The sequence below is a fragment of the uncultured Sphingomonas sp. genome (assembly GCF_964235535.1).
In the GTDB taxonomy this organism is placed as follows: Bacteria; Pseudomonadota; Alphaproteobacteria; order Sphingomonadales; family Sphingomonadaceae; genus Sphingomonas.
Genome location: NZ_CAXSBH010000034.1, coordinates 1 through 14,606 on the forward strand (window position 1 = coordinate 1; position 14,606 = coordinate 14,606).

General features: G+C 68.0%; 14 protein-coding genes and 2 pseudogenes. 6 read left to right on the top strand and 10 right to left on the bottom strand.

Annotated features, from left to right (window positions below; translation table 11 throughout):
- Positions 1-178 (bottom strand): annotated as a pseudogene (locus tag ACFE7F_RS10780) (VWA domain-containing protein); the annotation flags it as partial.
- Between the two features lie 100 nt (positions 179-278).
- Between ACFE7F_RS10780 and ACFE7F_RS10785 the strand changes: the two are divergent.
- Positions 279-1,397 carry an acyltransferase family protein gene (locus ACFE7F_RS10785; RefSeq protein ID WP_375403856.1) on the top strand — a complete coding sequence of 373 codons (1,119 nt, stop codon included), beginning with the start codon at positions 279-281 and terminating at the stop codon, positions 1,395-1,397.
- On the opposite strand, the gene ACFE7F_RS10790 is transcribed toward ACFE7F_RS10785, so the two are convergent.
- Positions 1,394-2,263, bottom strand: a complete 870-nt coding sequence (locus ACFE7F_RS10790) for an AAA family ATPase (protein WP_375403857.1) — start codon at positions 2,261-2,263, stop codon at positions 1,394-1,396. The genes ACFE7F_RS10785 and ACFE7F_RS10790 overlap by 4 nt on opposite strands.
- A 71-nt stretch (positions 2,264-2,334) precedes the next feature.
- Complete coding sequence (locus ACFE7F_RS10795) at positions 2,335-3,081, bottom strand: DUF6975 family protein (RefSeq protein WP_375403858.1); 747 nt, start codon at positions 3,079-3,081, stop codon at positions 2,335-2,337.
- Positions 3,082-3,344: 263 nt separating this feature from the next.
- Between ACFE7F_RS10795 and ACFE7F_RS10800 the strand changes: the two genes are divergently transcribed.
- Together ACFE7F_RS10800 and ACFE7F_RS10805 are read left to right on the top strand one after the other, a co-directional pair.
- Positions 3,345-3,857 (top strand): hypothetical protein, encoded by a 513-nt coding sequence (locus ACFE7F_RS10800; RefSeq protein WP_375403859.1) that lies wholly within the window; start codon positions 3,345-3,347, stop codon positions 3,855-3,857.
- Entirely contained in the window at positions 3,844-5,238 is a 1,395-nt protein-coding gene (locus ACFE7F_RS10805) for a terminase large subunit domain-containing protein (protein WP_375403860.1), read from the top strand. The genes ACFE7F_RS10800 and ACFE7F_RS10805 overlap by 14 nt, the downstream gene beginning before the upstream one ends.
- Positions 5,239-5,320: 82 nt before the next feature.
- On the opposite strand, the gene ACFE7F_RS10810 is transcribed toward ACFE7F_RS10805, so the two are convergent.
- The 5 genes from ACFE7F_RS10810 to ACFE7F_RS10830 all read right to left on the bottom strand — a co-directional run bounded on the left by ACFE7F_RS10810 (position 5,321) and on the right by ACFE7F_RS10830 (position 9,618).
- Complete coding sequence (locus ACFE7F_RS10810) at positions 5,321-6,022, bottom strand: hypothetical protein (RefSeq protein ID WP_375403861.1); 702 nt, start codon at positions 6,020-6,022, stop codon at positions 5,321-5,323.
- Entirely contained in the window at positions 6,013-7,113 is a 1,101-nt protein-coding gene (locus ACFE7F_RS10815; protein WP_375403862.1) for a hypothetical protein, read from the bottom strand. Before ACFE7F_RS10815 ends, ACFE7F_RS10810 begins: the two co-directional genes overlap by 10 nt.
- Positions 7,114-7,227: 114 nt before the next feature.
- Entirely contained in the window at positions 7,228-7,980 is a 753-nt protein-coding gene (locus ACFE7F_RS10820) for an outer membrane protein (RefSeq protein ID WP_375403863.1), read from the bottom strand.
- Positions 7,981-8,128: 148 nt separating this feature from the next.
- Positions 8,129-9,241 (bottom strand): helix-turn-helix transcriptional regulator, encoded by a 1,113-nt coding sequence (locus ACFE7F_RS10825; protein WP_375403864.1) that lies wholly within the window; start codon positions 9,239-9,241, stop codon positions 8,129-8,131.
- Between the two features lie 164 nt (positions 9,242-9,405).
- Entirely contained in the window at positions 9,406-9,618 is a 213-nt protein-coding gene (locus ACFE7F_RS10830) for a hypothetical protein (protein WP_375403865.1), read from the bottom strand.
- A 213-nt stretch (positions 9,619-9,831) separates the two neighbouring features.
- On the opposite strand from ACFE7F_RS10830, the pseudogene ACFE7F_RS10835 reads away from it, so the two are divergent.
- The 3 genes and pseudogenes from ACFE7F_RS10835 to ACFE7F_RS10845 form a co-directional block, all read left to right on the top strand.
- Positions 9,832-9,934 (top strand): annotated as a pseudogene (locus ACFE7F_RS10835) (PEPxxWA-CTERM sorting domain-containing protein); the annotation flags it as partial.
- Between the two features lie 55 nt (positions 9,935-9,989).
- Entirely contained in the window at positions 9,990-10,403 is a 414-nt protein-coding gene (locus ACFE7F_RS10840) for a hypothetical protein (protein WP_375403866.1), read from the top strand.
- A gap of 56 nt (positions 10,404-10,459) precedes the next feature.
- Positions 10,460-10,690 (top strand): hypothetical protein, encoded by a 231-nt coding sequence (locus ACFE7F_RS10845; protein ID WP_375403867.1) that lies wholly within the window; start codon positions 10,460-10,462, stop codon positions 10,688-10,690.
- Here ACFE7F_RS10845 and rpoD read toward each other — a convergent pair.
- Positions 10,684-12,729, bottom strand: a complete 2,046-nt coding sequence (gene rpoD / locus ACFE7F_RS10850; protein ID WP_375403868.1) for an RNA polymerase sigma factor RpoD — start codon at positions 12,727-12,729, stop codon at positions 10,684-10,686. The two genes, ACFE7F_RS10845 and rpoD, sit on opposite strands and share 7 nt — an antisense overlap.
- The gene (gene dnaG, locus ACFE7F_RS10855) at positions 12,729-14,606 is read right to left on the bottom strand and encodes a DNA primase (protein WP_375403869.1); all 1,878 of its coding nucleotides are present in this window, start codon (positions 14,604-14,606) and stop codon (positions 12,729-12,731) included. The genes rpoD and dnaG overlap by 1 nt, the downstream gene beginning before the upstream one ends.

Consider the following 14,606-nt stretch of genomic DNA (forward strand, 5'->3'; position numbering starts at 1 on the left):
GGTCGAACCGGTCGATCAGCCCCTCGTCCTTCACGTAGGTCGCGCGCGCGAGATAATAGAACTCCTCGGGCGTCCGCTCGATCACCTCCCGGTCAAGCGCCTCGACCAGGGTGAGATGCTCCTTCAGGCTGGCCGGTATGCCCGCCGCGCGGAGCTCGTCGAGGAAATTGAGGAACATGGAAGCGTGATAGCCCGGGTCGTCCGCGCCGGGTAGTGTTGAGTGCCATATTGAACCAACAGCTTGCAGATCATGACATGAATTAAAGTTTCTCCCGGCTATGGTTCCGCGTGGGCGAGGGGGAGATCAGTCGGTGGAAGTCGTCAAACCTATACCGCAGGAGCCGTGGTATGATCGGGGTGGACAGACCGGACATGGGGCACCCGTGTCCGACCGCGAGACCTTGTGGTCGATCCAGTATCTGCGCGCTTACGCCGCGATCGCGGTGGTGATGTACCACGTCGCGGCATTCCGGCTGATGCCCGCGGACTGGGGAGCGATGCGGGGCGGCGAACGCGGGGTCGACATTTTCTTCGTCATCAGCGGCGTCATCATGTTTTCGGCCGCGCGTCATGAGTCCTTTGCCGAGTTCTGGCGACGCCGGATCCTCCGGATCGTTCCGCTTTACTGGCTTTGTACGGGCGCGATGCTGGTTGCGCTGTGGACGACGCTGGAAATCCGCCCGAGCGGAAGCGAGCTTCTCTCGTCGCTTCTGTTCGTCCCGCGCTTCAGCGACGCGTCGCCGGACAAGATCTGGCCCGTGCTCTATCCGGGCTGGACGTTGCAATATGAAATGTTCTTCTACTTCTTGTTCTCGCTCGGCCTCGTGATCCGCCGGCCTCTGCTGCTGCCGGTCGCCGCGGTTGCTTCGATGGTGCTGGTCGGCGCCGTGTACCACGTCCGGTCGGCCCCGATGATGACCTATACCAACCCGCTCATGCTGGAGTTCGCGGCCGGGCTGACGATTGCATATGCGTGGCGGTCACGTCTTGTCGCGCCGACATTCGAAAGGCTGCGATGGGTCATCTGGCCGGCGATGGCGGCGCTGTGGTGGCCCGACTTGCCTCGTACGGCCGTTACGGCGTGCGCCTGCCTGATCGTCATCGGAGCGCTTGGGTATGAGCGACGCCGGGGAGTTTCACGGGTAGGTATTCTGGCTCTGTTGGGGGATGCGAGCTATGCGATCTATCTGGTCCACGCGCCGCTGATCTGGATGCTCGGGCCGGAGGGTCTGAAGCTGCCCGCGAGCACTCCGATGGCCCTTGCGGTGACGTTCGTGGCGGTGGCCTCGGGCGTCGCTGTCCACCGTTGGATCGAAAAACCGATCGGCCGACTGTTGAACCGCGCTTCCTCGCAGATGATCGTACGGATGAGGCCGATGAGCGCGACCCCAGGTTAAACCCGGTTGGCCTGCCGTTTGGCCATGAAGGCCAGCCGCTCGAACAGCATCACGTCCTGCTCGTTCTTCAGGAGCGCGCCGTGGAGCGGCGGGATCGCCTTGGTCGGGTCGCGGTTCTGCAGCACCTCTAGCGGCATGTCCTCATGGAGCAGCAGCTTGAGCCAATCGAGCAGCTCGGACGTCGACGGCTTCTTCTTGAGGCCGGGCACCTCGCGGACGTCGTAGAACAGGTCCATCGCGCGGCTGACCAGCATCCGCTGGATGCCGGGAAAATGAACGTCGACGATCGCTTGCATCGTGTCGCGGTCGGGAAATTTTATGTAATGGAAGAAACAGCGGCGCAGGAACGCGTCGGGCAGTTCCTTCTCGTTGTTCGATGTGATCACCACGATCGGGCGCCCACTTCCCTCGACCGCGCCGGCGCGCACCGTCTCGCCGGTTTCGTAGACGTGGAACTCCATCCGGTCGAGCTCGTGGAGCAGGTCGTTGGGGAATTCGATGTCCGCCTTGTCGATCTCGTCGATCAGCAGGACGGGCGGGGTGGGGTGGACGAACGCGTCCCACATCTTGCCGCGGCGGATGTAGTTGCCGATGTCGTGGACGCGCGCGTCGCCCAGCTGCCCGTCGCGCAAGCGAGCCACCGCGTCGTACTCATACAGCCCCTGGGCGGCCTTGGTCGTCGATTTGACGTTCCATTCGATCAGGTCCGCGCCCACCGCCCGCGCGATCTCGCGCGCCAGCACCGTCTTGCCCGTCCCCGGCTCGCCCTTGACCAGCAGTGGCCGGCGCAGCGTCACCGCGGCGTTCACCGCGACCTTCAGATCGTCGGTGGCGACATAGTCGGCCGTACCCTCGAAACGCTTCATGCCACGGCCCCGTCAGTGTGGAGCGGGGCGATGCGGCATCCGCGCGGCCGTGGCAAGTCACCCCATCCCGGTCACACCATCCGGGCGTAGGCGCGCGCCTCGAGCAGGCTCCACAGCGCCCGGTGCTGGTCGAGCAGCGCCCGCGCCCCGAACAGCACCGCGCGGCGCACGGCCGCCCCGTCGTCGATCCGGTCGAGCACCCCCGCCGTTTCCTCCGCCGTCGGGAGCGAGGGCGCGGGCAGCGTGAGCCCGTAGGCCTCGGCCGCGCGCCCGATCACCGCGCGGATCGCCGTCCAGTCGAGCGCCAGCGCCGCCGCCGCGCCCGTCGCCACCCCGACCCGGTCCGACCGGGCCAGCAGATGAAAGGCGTTGCGCTGCACCCCCAACGCCGCGTCGCTCGCCGCCTGGCCGGGCGTCGAGGGCAGGCGTCCCGACGCCGATACCGTGCGCGCGAGATGCCCGCGCTCGTCCGCCAGCGCGGCCGCCACCTGGCCGAGCCACGCCGCCGCCGCCCCGGCCGCGGGATGCTGGCGCGCCTGGTCCGCAAGTCCCCGGTGCGCGCCGTGCACCGCGCACAATGCGTGCACCGCATCGGCGAGATCGACGCGTCGCGCCATCGAACCGTGCGTCGCCGCAAGCTCGGGTGCGGCCGCGCGCCGGTCGCCCCGGTCGGACCCGCGCCGGTCGGTCGGCCCGCGCCGGTCGGCCGCGCACAGCCGGCGGACATGATCGTGGACGGCCGAGCCTTCGACCTCGACCAGCGTCGTTACCCCGGTCCATGAAAGCGGTTCCCGATCGGCGACGAGGTGAAGAGCCATGATCGATCGTCCCATCGGTGATCCGCATCCGCCCGGAAAGGGTGTCGCGTGCACCGTTCTGCCCTCGGCTGGTAAAGCGCATAGGTAAAAACCCGGTGTAACCTGCATTCACCAACCGGCAACCTTACGCCGGTTGGCGGCGGGGCCATGCCGGTCCGCCTGCCGAACGGAATGCGATCCAACCCGAACCACGCTGGTTAAATCGCTTGACAAATCTGGACAGATGCGGAACATAAGTAGAACAAACCTAGGGAGGACATGTAATGGGACGGACGAAGGGTCGCGGCGACGAGCCGGCGGGAACGCTGGTGCGCCGCACGCATAAGGACGGGCCGCAAATCATCCGCGACGATGGGAAGCGCTGGGGGCCAGCGGCTGAGAAGCGTTTTCTCGACTGTCTGGCGGCGAGCTGCAACGTAAAGCTTTCGGCGGTCCAATCGGGCTTTTCGGCGGTGACCGCCTATAATCGCCGCCGCGCAGATGCCGCCTTTGCCGCTCGCTGGCAGGCTGCGCTCGAACAGGGATATGTCCGGCTGGAGACCGCGCTGCTGCGCGCGGCCGCTGACGCGATGGAGGGATTCGCGCCCGACGTCGACGCGCCGATCCCGACGGTGACGGTCAAGGAGGCGTTGCAGGTGCTCGGCATGCACCGCGCCGCCGCGACGCGGGGCGTTCGCGCTCGAGGCCGTTGGGCGCGTCCGCGTTCGCTGGAGGAGTTGAGCGATGGCATTCTCGCCAAGCTGTCCGTGATCGAGGCCGTTCGTGAGCGTTCATGAGGCGGGCGGTCCGTCGGCGCCCAGGGGCCGCGCCGGGCCACGGTCCCGGGGTAATCCCCACCGGCTGCCGCGCGGCACCGCCATCATTCCCTATCTCCGGCTGTTGCGGCCGAGCGAGCGTGTGCGGGCGCTTTCGCTATTCGCGTTGGAGGAATGCCAGGCGATCGAGCGCCACTGGCCCGGCTGGGCGCATGAGGGCCAGCTCGCGCCGCCGAGCGATTGGCGCGTCTGGGTGCTGATGGCCGGACGCGGCTTCGGCAAGACGCTCGCGGGCGCGCAATGGGTCGCGGCCGCGATGAAGGCCGAAGGCGCCTTGCGGGTCGCGTTGGTCGCCGCCACGATCGACGAGGCACGCGACGTGATGGTCGAGGGCCGCAGCGGTCTACTGAGCGTCGCCGCCGACGAGATCGACGGCTGGTCGGCCGACCGCGGCGTACTCCGCTTCACGAGCGGCGCGGAGGCGACGTTGTTCTCCGGCGCGAGCCCGGAGAAGCTGCGCGGGCCCGAGCACCACATCGCCTGGTGCGACGAGCTGGCCAAATGGCGGCGGCCCGGCGAGACCTGGGACAACCTTCAGCTGGGCCTGCGCGCCGGGCCGCGCCCGCGCGCGCTCGTCACCACGACGCCGCGCCCCGGCCAGGCGCTGCGGCGGATCATGGCCGAGCCCGGCTGCGTAATCACGCGCGGCGGCACCCGCGACAACCCGCATCTGCCGCCCGCTTATCTAACGGCGATGGAACAGCTGTTCGAGGGGACGCGCCAGGGCCGCCAGGAACTGGACGGCGAGCTCCTCCCCGACGGCGGCGCGCTCTGGACGCCCGAGACGTTGGAGGCGTGCCGCCTTCTTGATCCTCCCCCGACGGGGGAGGATCCAAGAAGCCGCTTCACCCGGACCGTGATCGGCGTCGATCCGCCGTCGGGCGACGGCACTTGCGGCATCGTCGCCTGCGCGGTGGACGCGGACGGCGTCGGCCATGTGCTGGCCGACCACAGCGTCACCGCGCGCTCGCCCGAGGGTTGGGCGCGCGCGGTCGCCGACGCCGCGCGCATCCATGGCGCGGGCGTGGTCGCGGAACGCAACCAGGGCGGCAAGATGGTCGCCTCCGTGCTCCGCGCCGCCGACCCGGCGATGCGCGTCCGGCTGGTCCATGCCAGCGACGCCAAGGCCACCCGCGCCGACCCCGTCGCGCTGCTGTTCGAGGCGCGCAAGGTTCGCCTCCACGGCCGCCTCCCCGCGCTGGAGGCGGAGCTGCTTGGGCTGGTCTCGGGAGCGCCGTACCAGGGCCCGGGCACGAGCCCCGACCGCGCGGACGCGATGGTCTGGGCGCTGACGGAACTGATGCTGGGACGGACGGGGATGCCGAGCGTGCGGGGGATTTGAAAGGATAGCGGCCTGCGACGACGGGACTATAGCCGCCCCGTGCAAGCGATTTCGTGACCAATCGGCCGGCACGTGCCCGCGATTAGGGTGCCGTCGGACATTTGTCCTTTCGACCGGCCAGGCACGATTCGTAGTCCGCCTTCATCTTCGACATTTGCGCGTCGCGCTCCCTCAGCCGCTCTTGATAGGCCGCGACCGCCCGGCCGTGCGTCTCAAGCGCCGCGGCGTGGATAGCGGCCACGCGGGCGGCCTCGGCCGTGTCGCTGTCGAACTTGCGGCGCTGTTCCTCGTACCCGACGAGGTTCCGCCGATTCAGTTCCTCCGCCTGTTCCCGGTCCGCTACCGCCTCCTTGGTCAGCAGGTCGAGCTTGATCCGGTAGCGTCCGGCGGCCTCCGGCTGTTCCGCCGACACCAGCAGGACAAAGGCTCCCGCCGACGGCAATCTGGTGAAGATCCGTCCCTTGGACGACATGGCCAGCTGTTCGCCGTCGGCCGTGAACAAGGCGAACGCGGGCGCGAAGCCCGTCGCGGTCGCCAGCATGTCCACCGACGCGTCGGCCCGGCTCTCGAAGAAATAGGTGTCGTACGCCGCGCCGGACCCGGAGAATCTAGCGTCGGTCGACGACAGCTCGCCCTCGATCGCCGCGTTCGGCTTCAACTCCGTTCCTGCGGGCAGGGCGGACGTCGCCTCGGTCGGGGTTTGGGCCAGGGCGGCGGCGACCGGCGATCCGAGCGGCAGGCCGACCGCCAGGGCCGCCCGCAAGGCGTGGGCCGTCACTGACATGCCAGACTCGGGCACCGCTCGCGGAATTTGGCCAAGCGGGCGGCGGCGCGCACCTCCCCCTGGGCTATGTCCGCCTTGAATTTCCTGTCCGCCTCCGCCCCGATCGCAGCGCGCCTGCGCTTGTCGGCGGCCACGATCTCATCCCCGGCGGCCTGCGCCGCCGCTCGACGAGCCGTCTCGTTCATATCGGCGATCACGATCGGGAGAGGGGCGGTCGGAGCAGGCGACGCGGCCGGCGCTATACCTGTCAACTCGACGTAATCGGCCTCGCTCGGACTCCAGCCCGTCATGACCGGCTCGATGAACTTGTACGAGTAAACGCGGTGTAACTTCATTTCCCTAGCCAGTTTGCGTTCGGCTTCGCTTTTTAAAGTTGCGGCGGTGCAATTCACGTTCTTGCCGAAAATGCTTTCCCAGCCTGGCTTCGTCAACTTTTCTGCGATCTCGGGACTCTTTTCCAGAACGCTTTTCTGGAACAAAGCACTTAATGCCTCGACGACCTCCGGTCGATCGGACATAGGCATGATTGCCGTATAAGTATGCGCCTGATCTCGAAAAGGCGCGTCATCGTATTTTACATCATACGAGAGGACGCAATAAACATACGAGTCGAGGGGCGGCGTCAGGGATGCCCGATCCTGATCCTGCGCGCGAATGTAGCTTCGAGCAGCCTCGATATCCGCCTCGGTAGGTTTCCATGCCACCTCTACATTCTTGTTTGCGATCATATGACTAAATCGCTGATTCTCCACGGAGCTGAGCACCGAACTTGCATAGCAGCCATGCTCGGCACCTTTCGGCATCTCACCATCGGGAAAAGCCGCTTTCGCGAATGAGCGGCTATAGGCGCTATGACTCCAATCCTCCCCATTCGGCACATCGTAGTCCTCGGACGACATCTCGAATATTGGTGAGGCGTACTCGACGCTACCCCGCGGCTCGACGGCATGATTAGGCATATAATAATTGAGAATGCGAACGGAGCAGAAGGTGAAATAGCGTCTTGGCTCTGCGGCATGTGCCGGCGTAACCCAAAAAAGGCTCGTACCGAAGACTGCGGCGATCAGGAACGGCCAAGCCCAGCGACTCATCTCATCCTCCTGCGACAAGGCTTCCGCATATCACATCACGCCGGCGAACGCGGCGGTGGTCAGGGTGGGCGAGGATCGGCCGCACGCCGATCCCCAACCCCCTCGCGATCCCGATCAGAAGCGGAAGCGCAGGCCTGCGGTGAACAGGTTGGTGCGGACCTTGCCGAACCGTATGCCCGCATTCTCGAACTCGTCGTCGGTGATCGTGGCGCCGTTCGTCTGGCGGCGGCGATAGTCGACCGTGAGCGACAGCGACGGGGTGACGTCGATCCCGACGCCCGCGCCCAGCTGCCAGGCGAAGCGCGCCTTGCCCTCGCCGTCGAACTCGTATCCCGCGATGCCCGCGCCGCCGCCGGCATAGGGCGTGACTACCGAACCGGTCGGGATGTCCACCCATAGATTGGCCAGCGCGCTCAGCTGGCGCAGCTTGCCGCCGTCGAGGTCGAAGCCGTTGCCCGACCCGCCGCACGTTTCGGCCCCCAGATAGTCGCAGACCTCCGCGCGGTCCTGGGCGCTTAGCGTCGCGGCCGCGCCATTGATGCCTTCCAGCGACAACGCCTTCACCCCGTTGCGCGAGTAGTTCACCTCCACGTCCGCGCGGACGGGCCCGAAATCGTAGCCGAGCGCGCCGGAGATGGCGAAGGCGCTTTTCAGCTCGACCTTGAAATCGGCCCGGTCCTGCACGCCCGTGCCGCCGAACGTTCCGCCCTCGTCGAGATAGGCCAGGTCGACGTCGTTCACGCTGGCCGCCCCCAGTTGGATCGAGCCGTACACGCCGCGGCCGCTCGCGGGAGCGTCCTGCGCGGAGGCCGGAGCGGCGGTCAGCGCCGCCAGCGCGCCGACGAGCGCGTATCCACGATTCTTCATGATGGTCCCCTTTGTCGATGATTCGGTCCGCCCGGTTCGGCGCGCCGCCCGCGAGCTACGGGGGGAGTATCGCGCCCGCATCACCCGTTTAGGGTATGTCCGTCCGCCGAACCGGTCCGATATGACCGGAATGCGCGGGGCCCGCCGGTCAACGGCCGGAGTTCACCTCCAGATGCGGCCGGACGAGCAGTGCCAGTTCGGCCTGTCGGCGGGCGCCGGTCTTTTCGAATATGATCTTCAGTTGGGAGCGGACGGTCTCGCGGCCGCAGCCGCGCGCCCGCGCGATCGCCGCCGGGTCGGCGCCTCGGCCGACCATCGCCGCCACCTCGGCCTCGGCAGGGGTGAGCCCGAACAGCGCCCGGAGCGCGTCGGCCGCTCCGGCGTCCGCCGCCGGACGCGGGACGCGGATCATCACCAGCGCCCGGGCGCGCGAGAGCGGACCGGCCATCCGCGCGGGCAGCGGGCTGAACTCGGCGGTCGCGCCGCGCTCGCCGTCGCAACGCCGCACCGCGACCGTAACGGGCCGCAGCGTTGCGGGGTCGGAGGACAGATCGAACGCGCGCTCCAGCCGCCGCTGATCCTCCGGCACGGCGGCGCGCAGGCGGTTGTTGCCGACCGACAGGCCGGCCGACGGCCCGAGCGCCGCCCCCGCCCCCGGTGAGAGCGCCGCTACCGTCATGTCCGCGCCCAGTAGCAGGCAAGGGGCGGCGACCCTCTCCAGGGTGGCGGCCAGATCGCGGTCCAGCCCGGTCCCGAGCGCGAGTGAGGCGCGGACGGCGGCGGCCACGCCGGGCGCGATCGCCTCCATCAGCCGCCGCTCGCGCGCGTCGACGTCGTCGATCGGCACGTAACGTTGCATCGACAGGACGATGTGCGTCCCGTCGGGTTCGTCGACCCTGATTGCGAGCGAGGACGGGGTACCCGCGCGGCGGAACAGGTCCTGATAGATGGGTGTCCGCGCGACGAGCGCGGGCGTGGCGAAATCCGCCTCGGCGACGCACCGCGATGACGGCGCGGTCAGCACGGCGCGCGTGCGCGGGTTGATGCGCGGGTCGGGTCCGCGCGCCGCGAGGTAGGCGGCCTCCTCGTCCGGCGAGCAGCCCGCCATCAGGTTCAGTTTCAGCCCGTCACGGGCGTCGGACACGCAGATCTGGCCGATACGCGCGCGGGTCGGGACCGCCAGCGCGTCCAGCGCCGAGCACCAATCGTCGATCCCCAGCGCGGCGCTCCGGAAGCGCTCCACGATCGCCTGTGCGTCCAACCTCCGGTCCCCCGCTCGCGGTGCACGGCCTCGTTCGCGAAATCGTTGGTCGAAAGCAATACCGCAGTGCAGCGAAACCCATCAAGGAGGTTAGCGCCGTCGCCGCCGGTCGGAAACCGGGCGAGATCATCCTGCATTAGGCTTCCGCGCCGCGAAAGCCGGCGTCAATCCAGGATCAGCCACCCCGCCGCGACGAGCGCCCACAGGCCCAGCGAGATCGCCAGCGCCAGCATGAAGGCGGCGGCCGTCCGATTGGGGGCCTTGGTCGGGCGCAGGCGGCCGATCCGGCTCGTTGCATAACGCATCGCGCCGAGCGTCCGGAGCGTGTAGCCCTTGGGACCCTTCATCCGCGCGCTGATCCGGGTAGGCTCGCTCAACCGACTTCTCCCTTCCCGCGCCGCTGCGGTTCGTACGTCCAATGATATAGGAACGAGCGGCGGCGGCGTCATGACTGATTCCGTCCCACAGCGGGTAAATGCCGCCGGGTTGGCCTGTATATCGCATAACAGCACGCCTAGGACGTAGGGTAGTCCCCGATTGGACTCGTGACGCCGACGGCCAGCGTCAACGGGACGACACGCGATTCCGCGGGCGCGGTGCCCGAGCCCGCGACCTGGGGGATGATGATCATCGGCTTCGGGGCGGCGGGCGCTGCGCCGGCGCAAGTCGGAAGCGCGAGCGGCGATCGGCTGACGGGGGGTGGGGGAAAAGGCTCGGTTTACCTTTGCGCGCTACGGGGACGTAGGCGATGTGGCCGTCCCACGCCGGGGCGTCGGTCAGCCTGGAACCGTCGGAGCGGACAGTGCAGCAAACCACGGACGAGACGACCTGGCTCTTCGTCCTCGTGCCGGCTCTGATCGCGCTGCTCGTCGGGGTGGTGCTGCGCGCCTCGCCGCATATCTGGACGCGGACGGTCGGCCCGGACGACGCGAGGCGCACCCATACGCTGGACGGCGCGCGCGGGCTGTTGACGCTTTGGGTGCTGACGCATCACCTGAATGTGGTGCCGATCTCGATGCAGCCCGGCGCAGGCTTCGACCCGACCCCGACCGTGGTTCGCTCACTCATGAACTCGTCGTTCTTCACCGCGCCCTTCTACGCGTTGACCGCGATGCTCTTCGGCGGCGCGCTGCTCGCCCGGTCCGGTTCGTCGGGGAGATAAGCTACAGCGTCTACATCCTGCATTTTCCGCTCATCAGCATCGTCTTCACGCTATTCGTGGATCCGCGGTGGGTCAACGCGCTCGGTTATCTCGAACGGGCGGCGGCCCTGGCCGCGCTCGGAAGCGCGACGATCGTCCTGTCCGCGCTGAGTTACGTCTTCGTCGAGCGTCCGCTGATCGCGTCGGGCAAGCGGCGCGATGAGGACCGCCCGACCGCGCGGAAACCGCTAACGGACGGTATTCGCGCGGTCTCAAGCGTCGGGTCGGTCGCCGGACGGGGTCACTGATCCAGGAACGACCGCATCTTGCGCGACCGCGACGGGTGCTTGAGCTTGCGGAGCGCCTTGGCCTCGATCTGGCGAATGCGCTCTCGGGTGACGCTGAACTGCTGGCCGACTTCCTCCAGCGTGTGGTCGGTGTTCATGCCAATCCCGAAACGCATGCGCAGCACCCGTTCTTCGCGCGGGGTGAGCGACGCCAGCACGCGCGTCACCGTCTCCTTCAGGTTCGCCTGGATCGCGGCATCGACGGGGATGACGGCGTTCTTGTCCTCGATGAAGTCGCCGAGGTGGCTGTCCTCCTCGTCGCCGATCGGCGTCTCGAGGCTGATCGGCTCCTTGGCGATCTTCATCACCTTGCGGACCTTCTCCAGCGGCATGGAGAGGCGCTCGGCCATCTCCTCGGGCGTGGGCTCGCGGCCCTGCTCGTGGAGGAACTGGCGGCTGGTGCGGACCAGCTTGTTGATCGTCTCGATCATGTGGACCGGAATGCGGATCGTGCGCGCCTGGTCGGCGATGCTCCGCGTGATCGCCTGCCGGATCCACCATGTCGCGTAGGTCGAAAACTTGTAGCCGCGGCGGTACTCGAACTTATCCACGGCCTTCATAAGACCAATGTTGCCCTCCTGGATAAGGTCCAGGAACTGCAGCCCGCGGTTAGTGTACTTTTTCGCGATCGAGATCACTAGGCGCAGGTTCGCCTCGACCATCTCCTTCTTGGCAATCCGCGCCTCGCGCTCGCCCTTCTGGACCATGTTCGTGATCCGCCGGAACTCTTGCAGCGACATGCCGGTCTGCTGCGAGATGTCGGCGATCTCGCTGCGGATGCGGCCGACCGCCTCGCCCTCGTTGGTCGCGAAGGCGGTCCATTTCTTGTCGAGCTTGCCCATGCCCGCGATCCACTGCTCGTCGAGCTCGTGGCCGACATAGCGGTCAAGGAGGTCCTTGCGCGGCACCTTGTGACGCTCGGCCAGCCGCAGCATCTGCCCGCCCAGCGCGGTCAGGCGGCGGTTGTAGGCGTAGAGCTGATCAACGAGATATTCGATCTTGGCGTTGTGGAACTGGACGGACTCGACCTCGGCGGTCAGCTCCTCGCGCAGTTTCTGATACTTGCGCTCGTCGCCGGGCGTCAGGCCGGAGCCGCCGCCCATCGCGCCCAGGCGGGTCGTCTGGAGCTTGCCGAACTTCTTGTAGAGCGCGGTGATCTGCGCAAACTTCTCGAGCGCCTGGGGTTTGAGCGTCTCCTCCATCTGCGCGAGCGAGAGGGTGTTGTCCTCCTCCTCGTCGTCGGACGGGCGGGGGGCGCGACGTTCGGTGAGATCGTCCTCCTCATCGGCGACGGGGGCTTCCTCGACCTCCGCCTCCTCCTTGAAGGCGGGGCCCGCGGTCTTGGCGCTGATCTCGCCGTCCGCATTCTCCTCGGCGTCGTCGGCGAGCGCCTCGGGGGCGGGGTCCTTATTCAGCATCGCGTCGAGATCGATGATCTCGCGCAGCTGCATGGTGCCCTCGTTGAGCGCGGTGGACCAGTCGATGATCGCGTTGAAGGTGATGGGGGATTCGCCCAGCCCCATGATCATGGTGTCTCGGCCCGCCTCGATCCGCTTGGCGATGGCGATCTCGCCCTCGCGCGACAGCAGCTCGACCGCGCCCATCTCGCGCAGGTACATGCGCACGGGGTCGTCGGTGCGGTCGACGACCTCCTTTTTCTTGGCCTCCGCGACGGGCGCGGTGCCGTCGCCTTCCGCATCGGCGGGCTCTGGCGTATCGTCCTCGTCGTCGGCGCGCGCCTCGGGCTCACCCTCCTCGCCGGCCTCTTCATTCTCGACGATGTTGATGCCCATTTCCGACAGCGCCGACGTCATGTCCTCGATCTGGTCGGAGGACATCTCACCCTGGGGCAGCGCTTCATTGAGCTGGTCGTAGGTGATGTAGCCGCGCTTCTTGGCGCGAGCGATCACCTTCTTGATACCGGCGTCGTTCAGATCGATGAGGGGAGCGTCGCCGCCCTCGACCGTATCGGGCGCGTCCGCCATGTTCGCCTTCGCCATCAATCGCCCTCAAACCCAAAGTGCCGCGCGTCTTCGTTGGCCTGACATAGATTTGCAAGCCTCCGTTCCAATGCCGCTTTCTCCCTCACGAGCGCCACCTGCCGTTCGAACGCCTCGTCGGTGAAACGGGCCTGCATCGCGGCGGTTGCATCGGCGAGGGCGTCGTCGACCTCGGGACGCGCGACCAGGATCGCGATCGCCTCGTCGAGGTCGGCGTGCGCGCGCGCCGTGTCTCCGCCGGCTTGCGTGAACGAGTAGGGCATCGTGTCCGCCCTCAGCAGGTCGGTGGCGACCGCCTCGAAACCGGACTTGGCCAATATGGTCACCAGCCCCGCGCTATCAAGCGTCCCGTCCTCGACCGCCAGATCCACCACCGCCTCGAACAGGCGACCGAGCGCACCGCCGGAGTCTCCGGCGGCCATGCGGAGCGAGCGCAGGATCTCGTAATGATGCGCGATCTCGGCGGGGTGGCGGATCAGCCCGGCGAGCACCGCCTTGGCGAGAACGCGGTCGATGCCGGTGGCATTCACCGCCTTCGCGTCGGCGGAGACGGGGAGGATCGGAGGCTTGTAGGGCCCGGCGCGGCGGTCGAACGACCTGACGAACGGCTTGCGCGGGGCGGGGGCGAAATGCGCGTCGAAGCGGCGGCGGAATTCGGATTGGTACTCGGTGCGGACGGCCCCGTCGGCGATGCCGGTGGCGAGGTCGGCCAAGCGGCGCTTGAGGCCCGCGCGTTGTTCGGGGGTGTCCAGCGGCTCGGCGGCGAGTTCGGTGGTCCAGAGGCGGTCGACGAGCGGCTCGGCCTGGGCGAGCAGTGCCTCCAGCGCGGACGCGCCGCGTGCGCGGACAAGGTCGTCGGGGTCTTGGCCGTCGGGCAAGGTGACGAAACGGAGCGATCGGCCGGGGGCGAGGAGCGGCACGGCGCGGTGGGCGGCGCGCAAACTCGCCTTTTGCCCGGCGGCGTCGCCGTCGAAACAGAGGGTAGGGACGGGGGCGACGCGCCACAGCCGTTCGAGCTGGTGCTCGGTGAGCGCGGTGCCGAGCGGGGCGACGACCTCGGCGATGCCGGCCTGAGCTAGGGCGATCACGTCCATGTAACCCTCAACGACGAGGACGCGGCCCGCCTTGCGCGCGGCGGGGGCGGCGCGGTCGAGGTTGTAGAGCGTGCGGCCCTTGTCGAAGAGCGGGGTGTCGGGGGAGTTCAGGTATTTCGGCTCGCCCTCGCCGATGATGCGGGCACCCCAGGCGATCACGCGGCCGCGCGGGTCGCGGATCGGGATGGTCAGGCGCCCGCGGAAGCGGTCGTAGGGCTCCTTCCCTTCGACCTGGATGAGGAGGCCGGTCTCGATGAGCGGGCCGTCGCCGATAGTCTTGAGCGCGGTGCGGAGCTTGGCGCGGCTGTCGGGCGCGAAGCCGAGGTTGAAGGTGCGCGCGGTCGCCTCGGAGACGCCGCGCTTCCTCAGCAACGCTTGCACGGCCGCGCCGTCGAGGCCGGCGAGCTGCGCCTCGAACCAGTCGTTCGCGGCGTGCGTCACGTCATGCAGGCCCTTGGCGCGCTCCGCCTTCTCGGCCGAGCGGCGGTCCTGTTCGGGCATGTCGAGCCCGGCGGCGGCGGCGAGCTCCTTGACCGCGTCGATGAAGGGCAGGCCGCGCTGGTCGGTCATCCACTTGATGGCGTCGCCGTGCGCGGAACAGCCGAAGCAATGGTAGAAGCCCTTGTCGTCGTTGACGTAGAAGGAGGGCGTCTTCTCGTTGTGGAACGGGCAGCATCCGCGCATCTCGCGGCCGGCGCGTTGCAGCTTTACGGTCTTCTGGACGAGCGCGGAGAGCGAGGTGCGGGCGCGGAGCTCGTCGAGAAAGGCGGGGGTGAGCGTCAC

Coding starts and splice junctions, on each gene's coding strand:
- ACFE7F_RS10785 (WP_375403856.1), top strand. CDS start 279: ATGGTTCCGCGTGGGCGAGGGGGAGATCAGTCGGTGGAAGTCGTCAAA.
- ACFE7F_RS10810 (WP_375403861.1), bottom strand. CDS start 6,022: ATGTCAGTGACGGCCCACGCCTTGCGGGCGGCCCTGGCGGTCGGCCTG.
- ACFE7F_RS10815 (WP_375403862.1), bottom strand. CDS start 7,113: ATGAGTCGCTGGGCTTGGCCGTTCCTGATCGCCGCAGTCTTCGGTACG.
- ACFE7F_RS10795 (WP_375403858.1), bottom strand. CDS start 3,081: ATGGCTCTTCACCTCGTCGCCGATCGGGAACCGCTTTCATGGACCGGG.
- ACFE7F_RS10790 (WP_375403857.1), bottom strand. CDS start 2,263: ATGAAGCGTTTCGAGGGTACGGCCGACTATGTCGCCACCGACGATCTG.
- rpoD (WP_375403868.1), bottom strand. CDS start 12,729: ATGGCGAAGGCGAACATGGCGGACGCGCCCGATACGGTCGAGGGCGGC.
- ACFE7F_RS10800 (WP_375403859.1), top strand. CDS start 3,345: ATGGGACGGACGAAGGGTCGCGGCGACGAGCCGGCGGGAACGCTGGTG.
- ACFE7F_RS10820 (WP_375403863.1), bottom strand. CDS start 7,980: ATGAAGAATCGTGGATACGCGCTCGTCGGCGCGCTGGCGGCGCTGACC.
- ACFE7F_RS10840 (WP_375403866.1), top strand. CDS start 9,990: ATGTGGCCGTCCCACGCCGGGGCGTCGGTCAGCCTGGAACCGTCGGAG.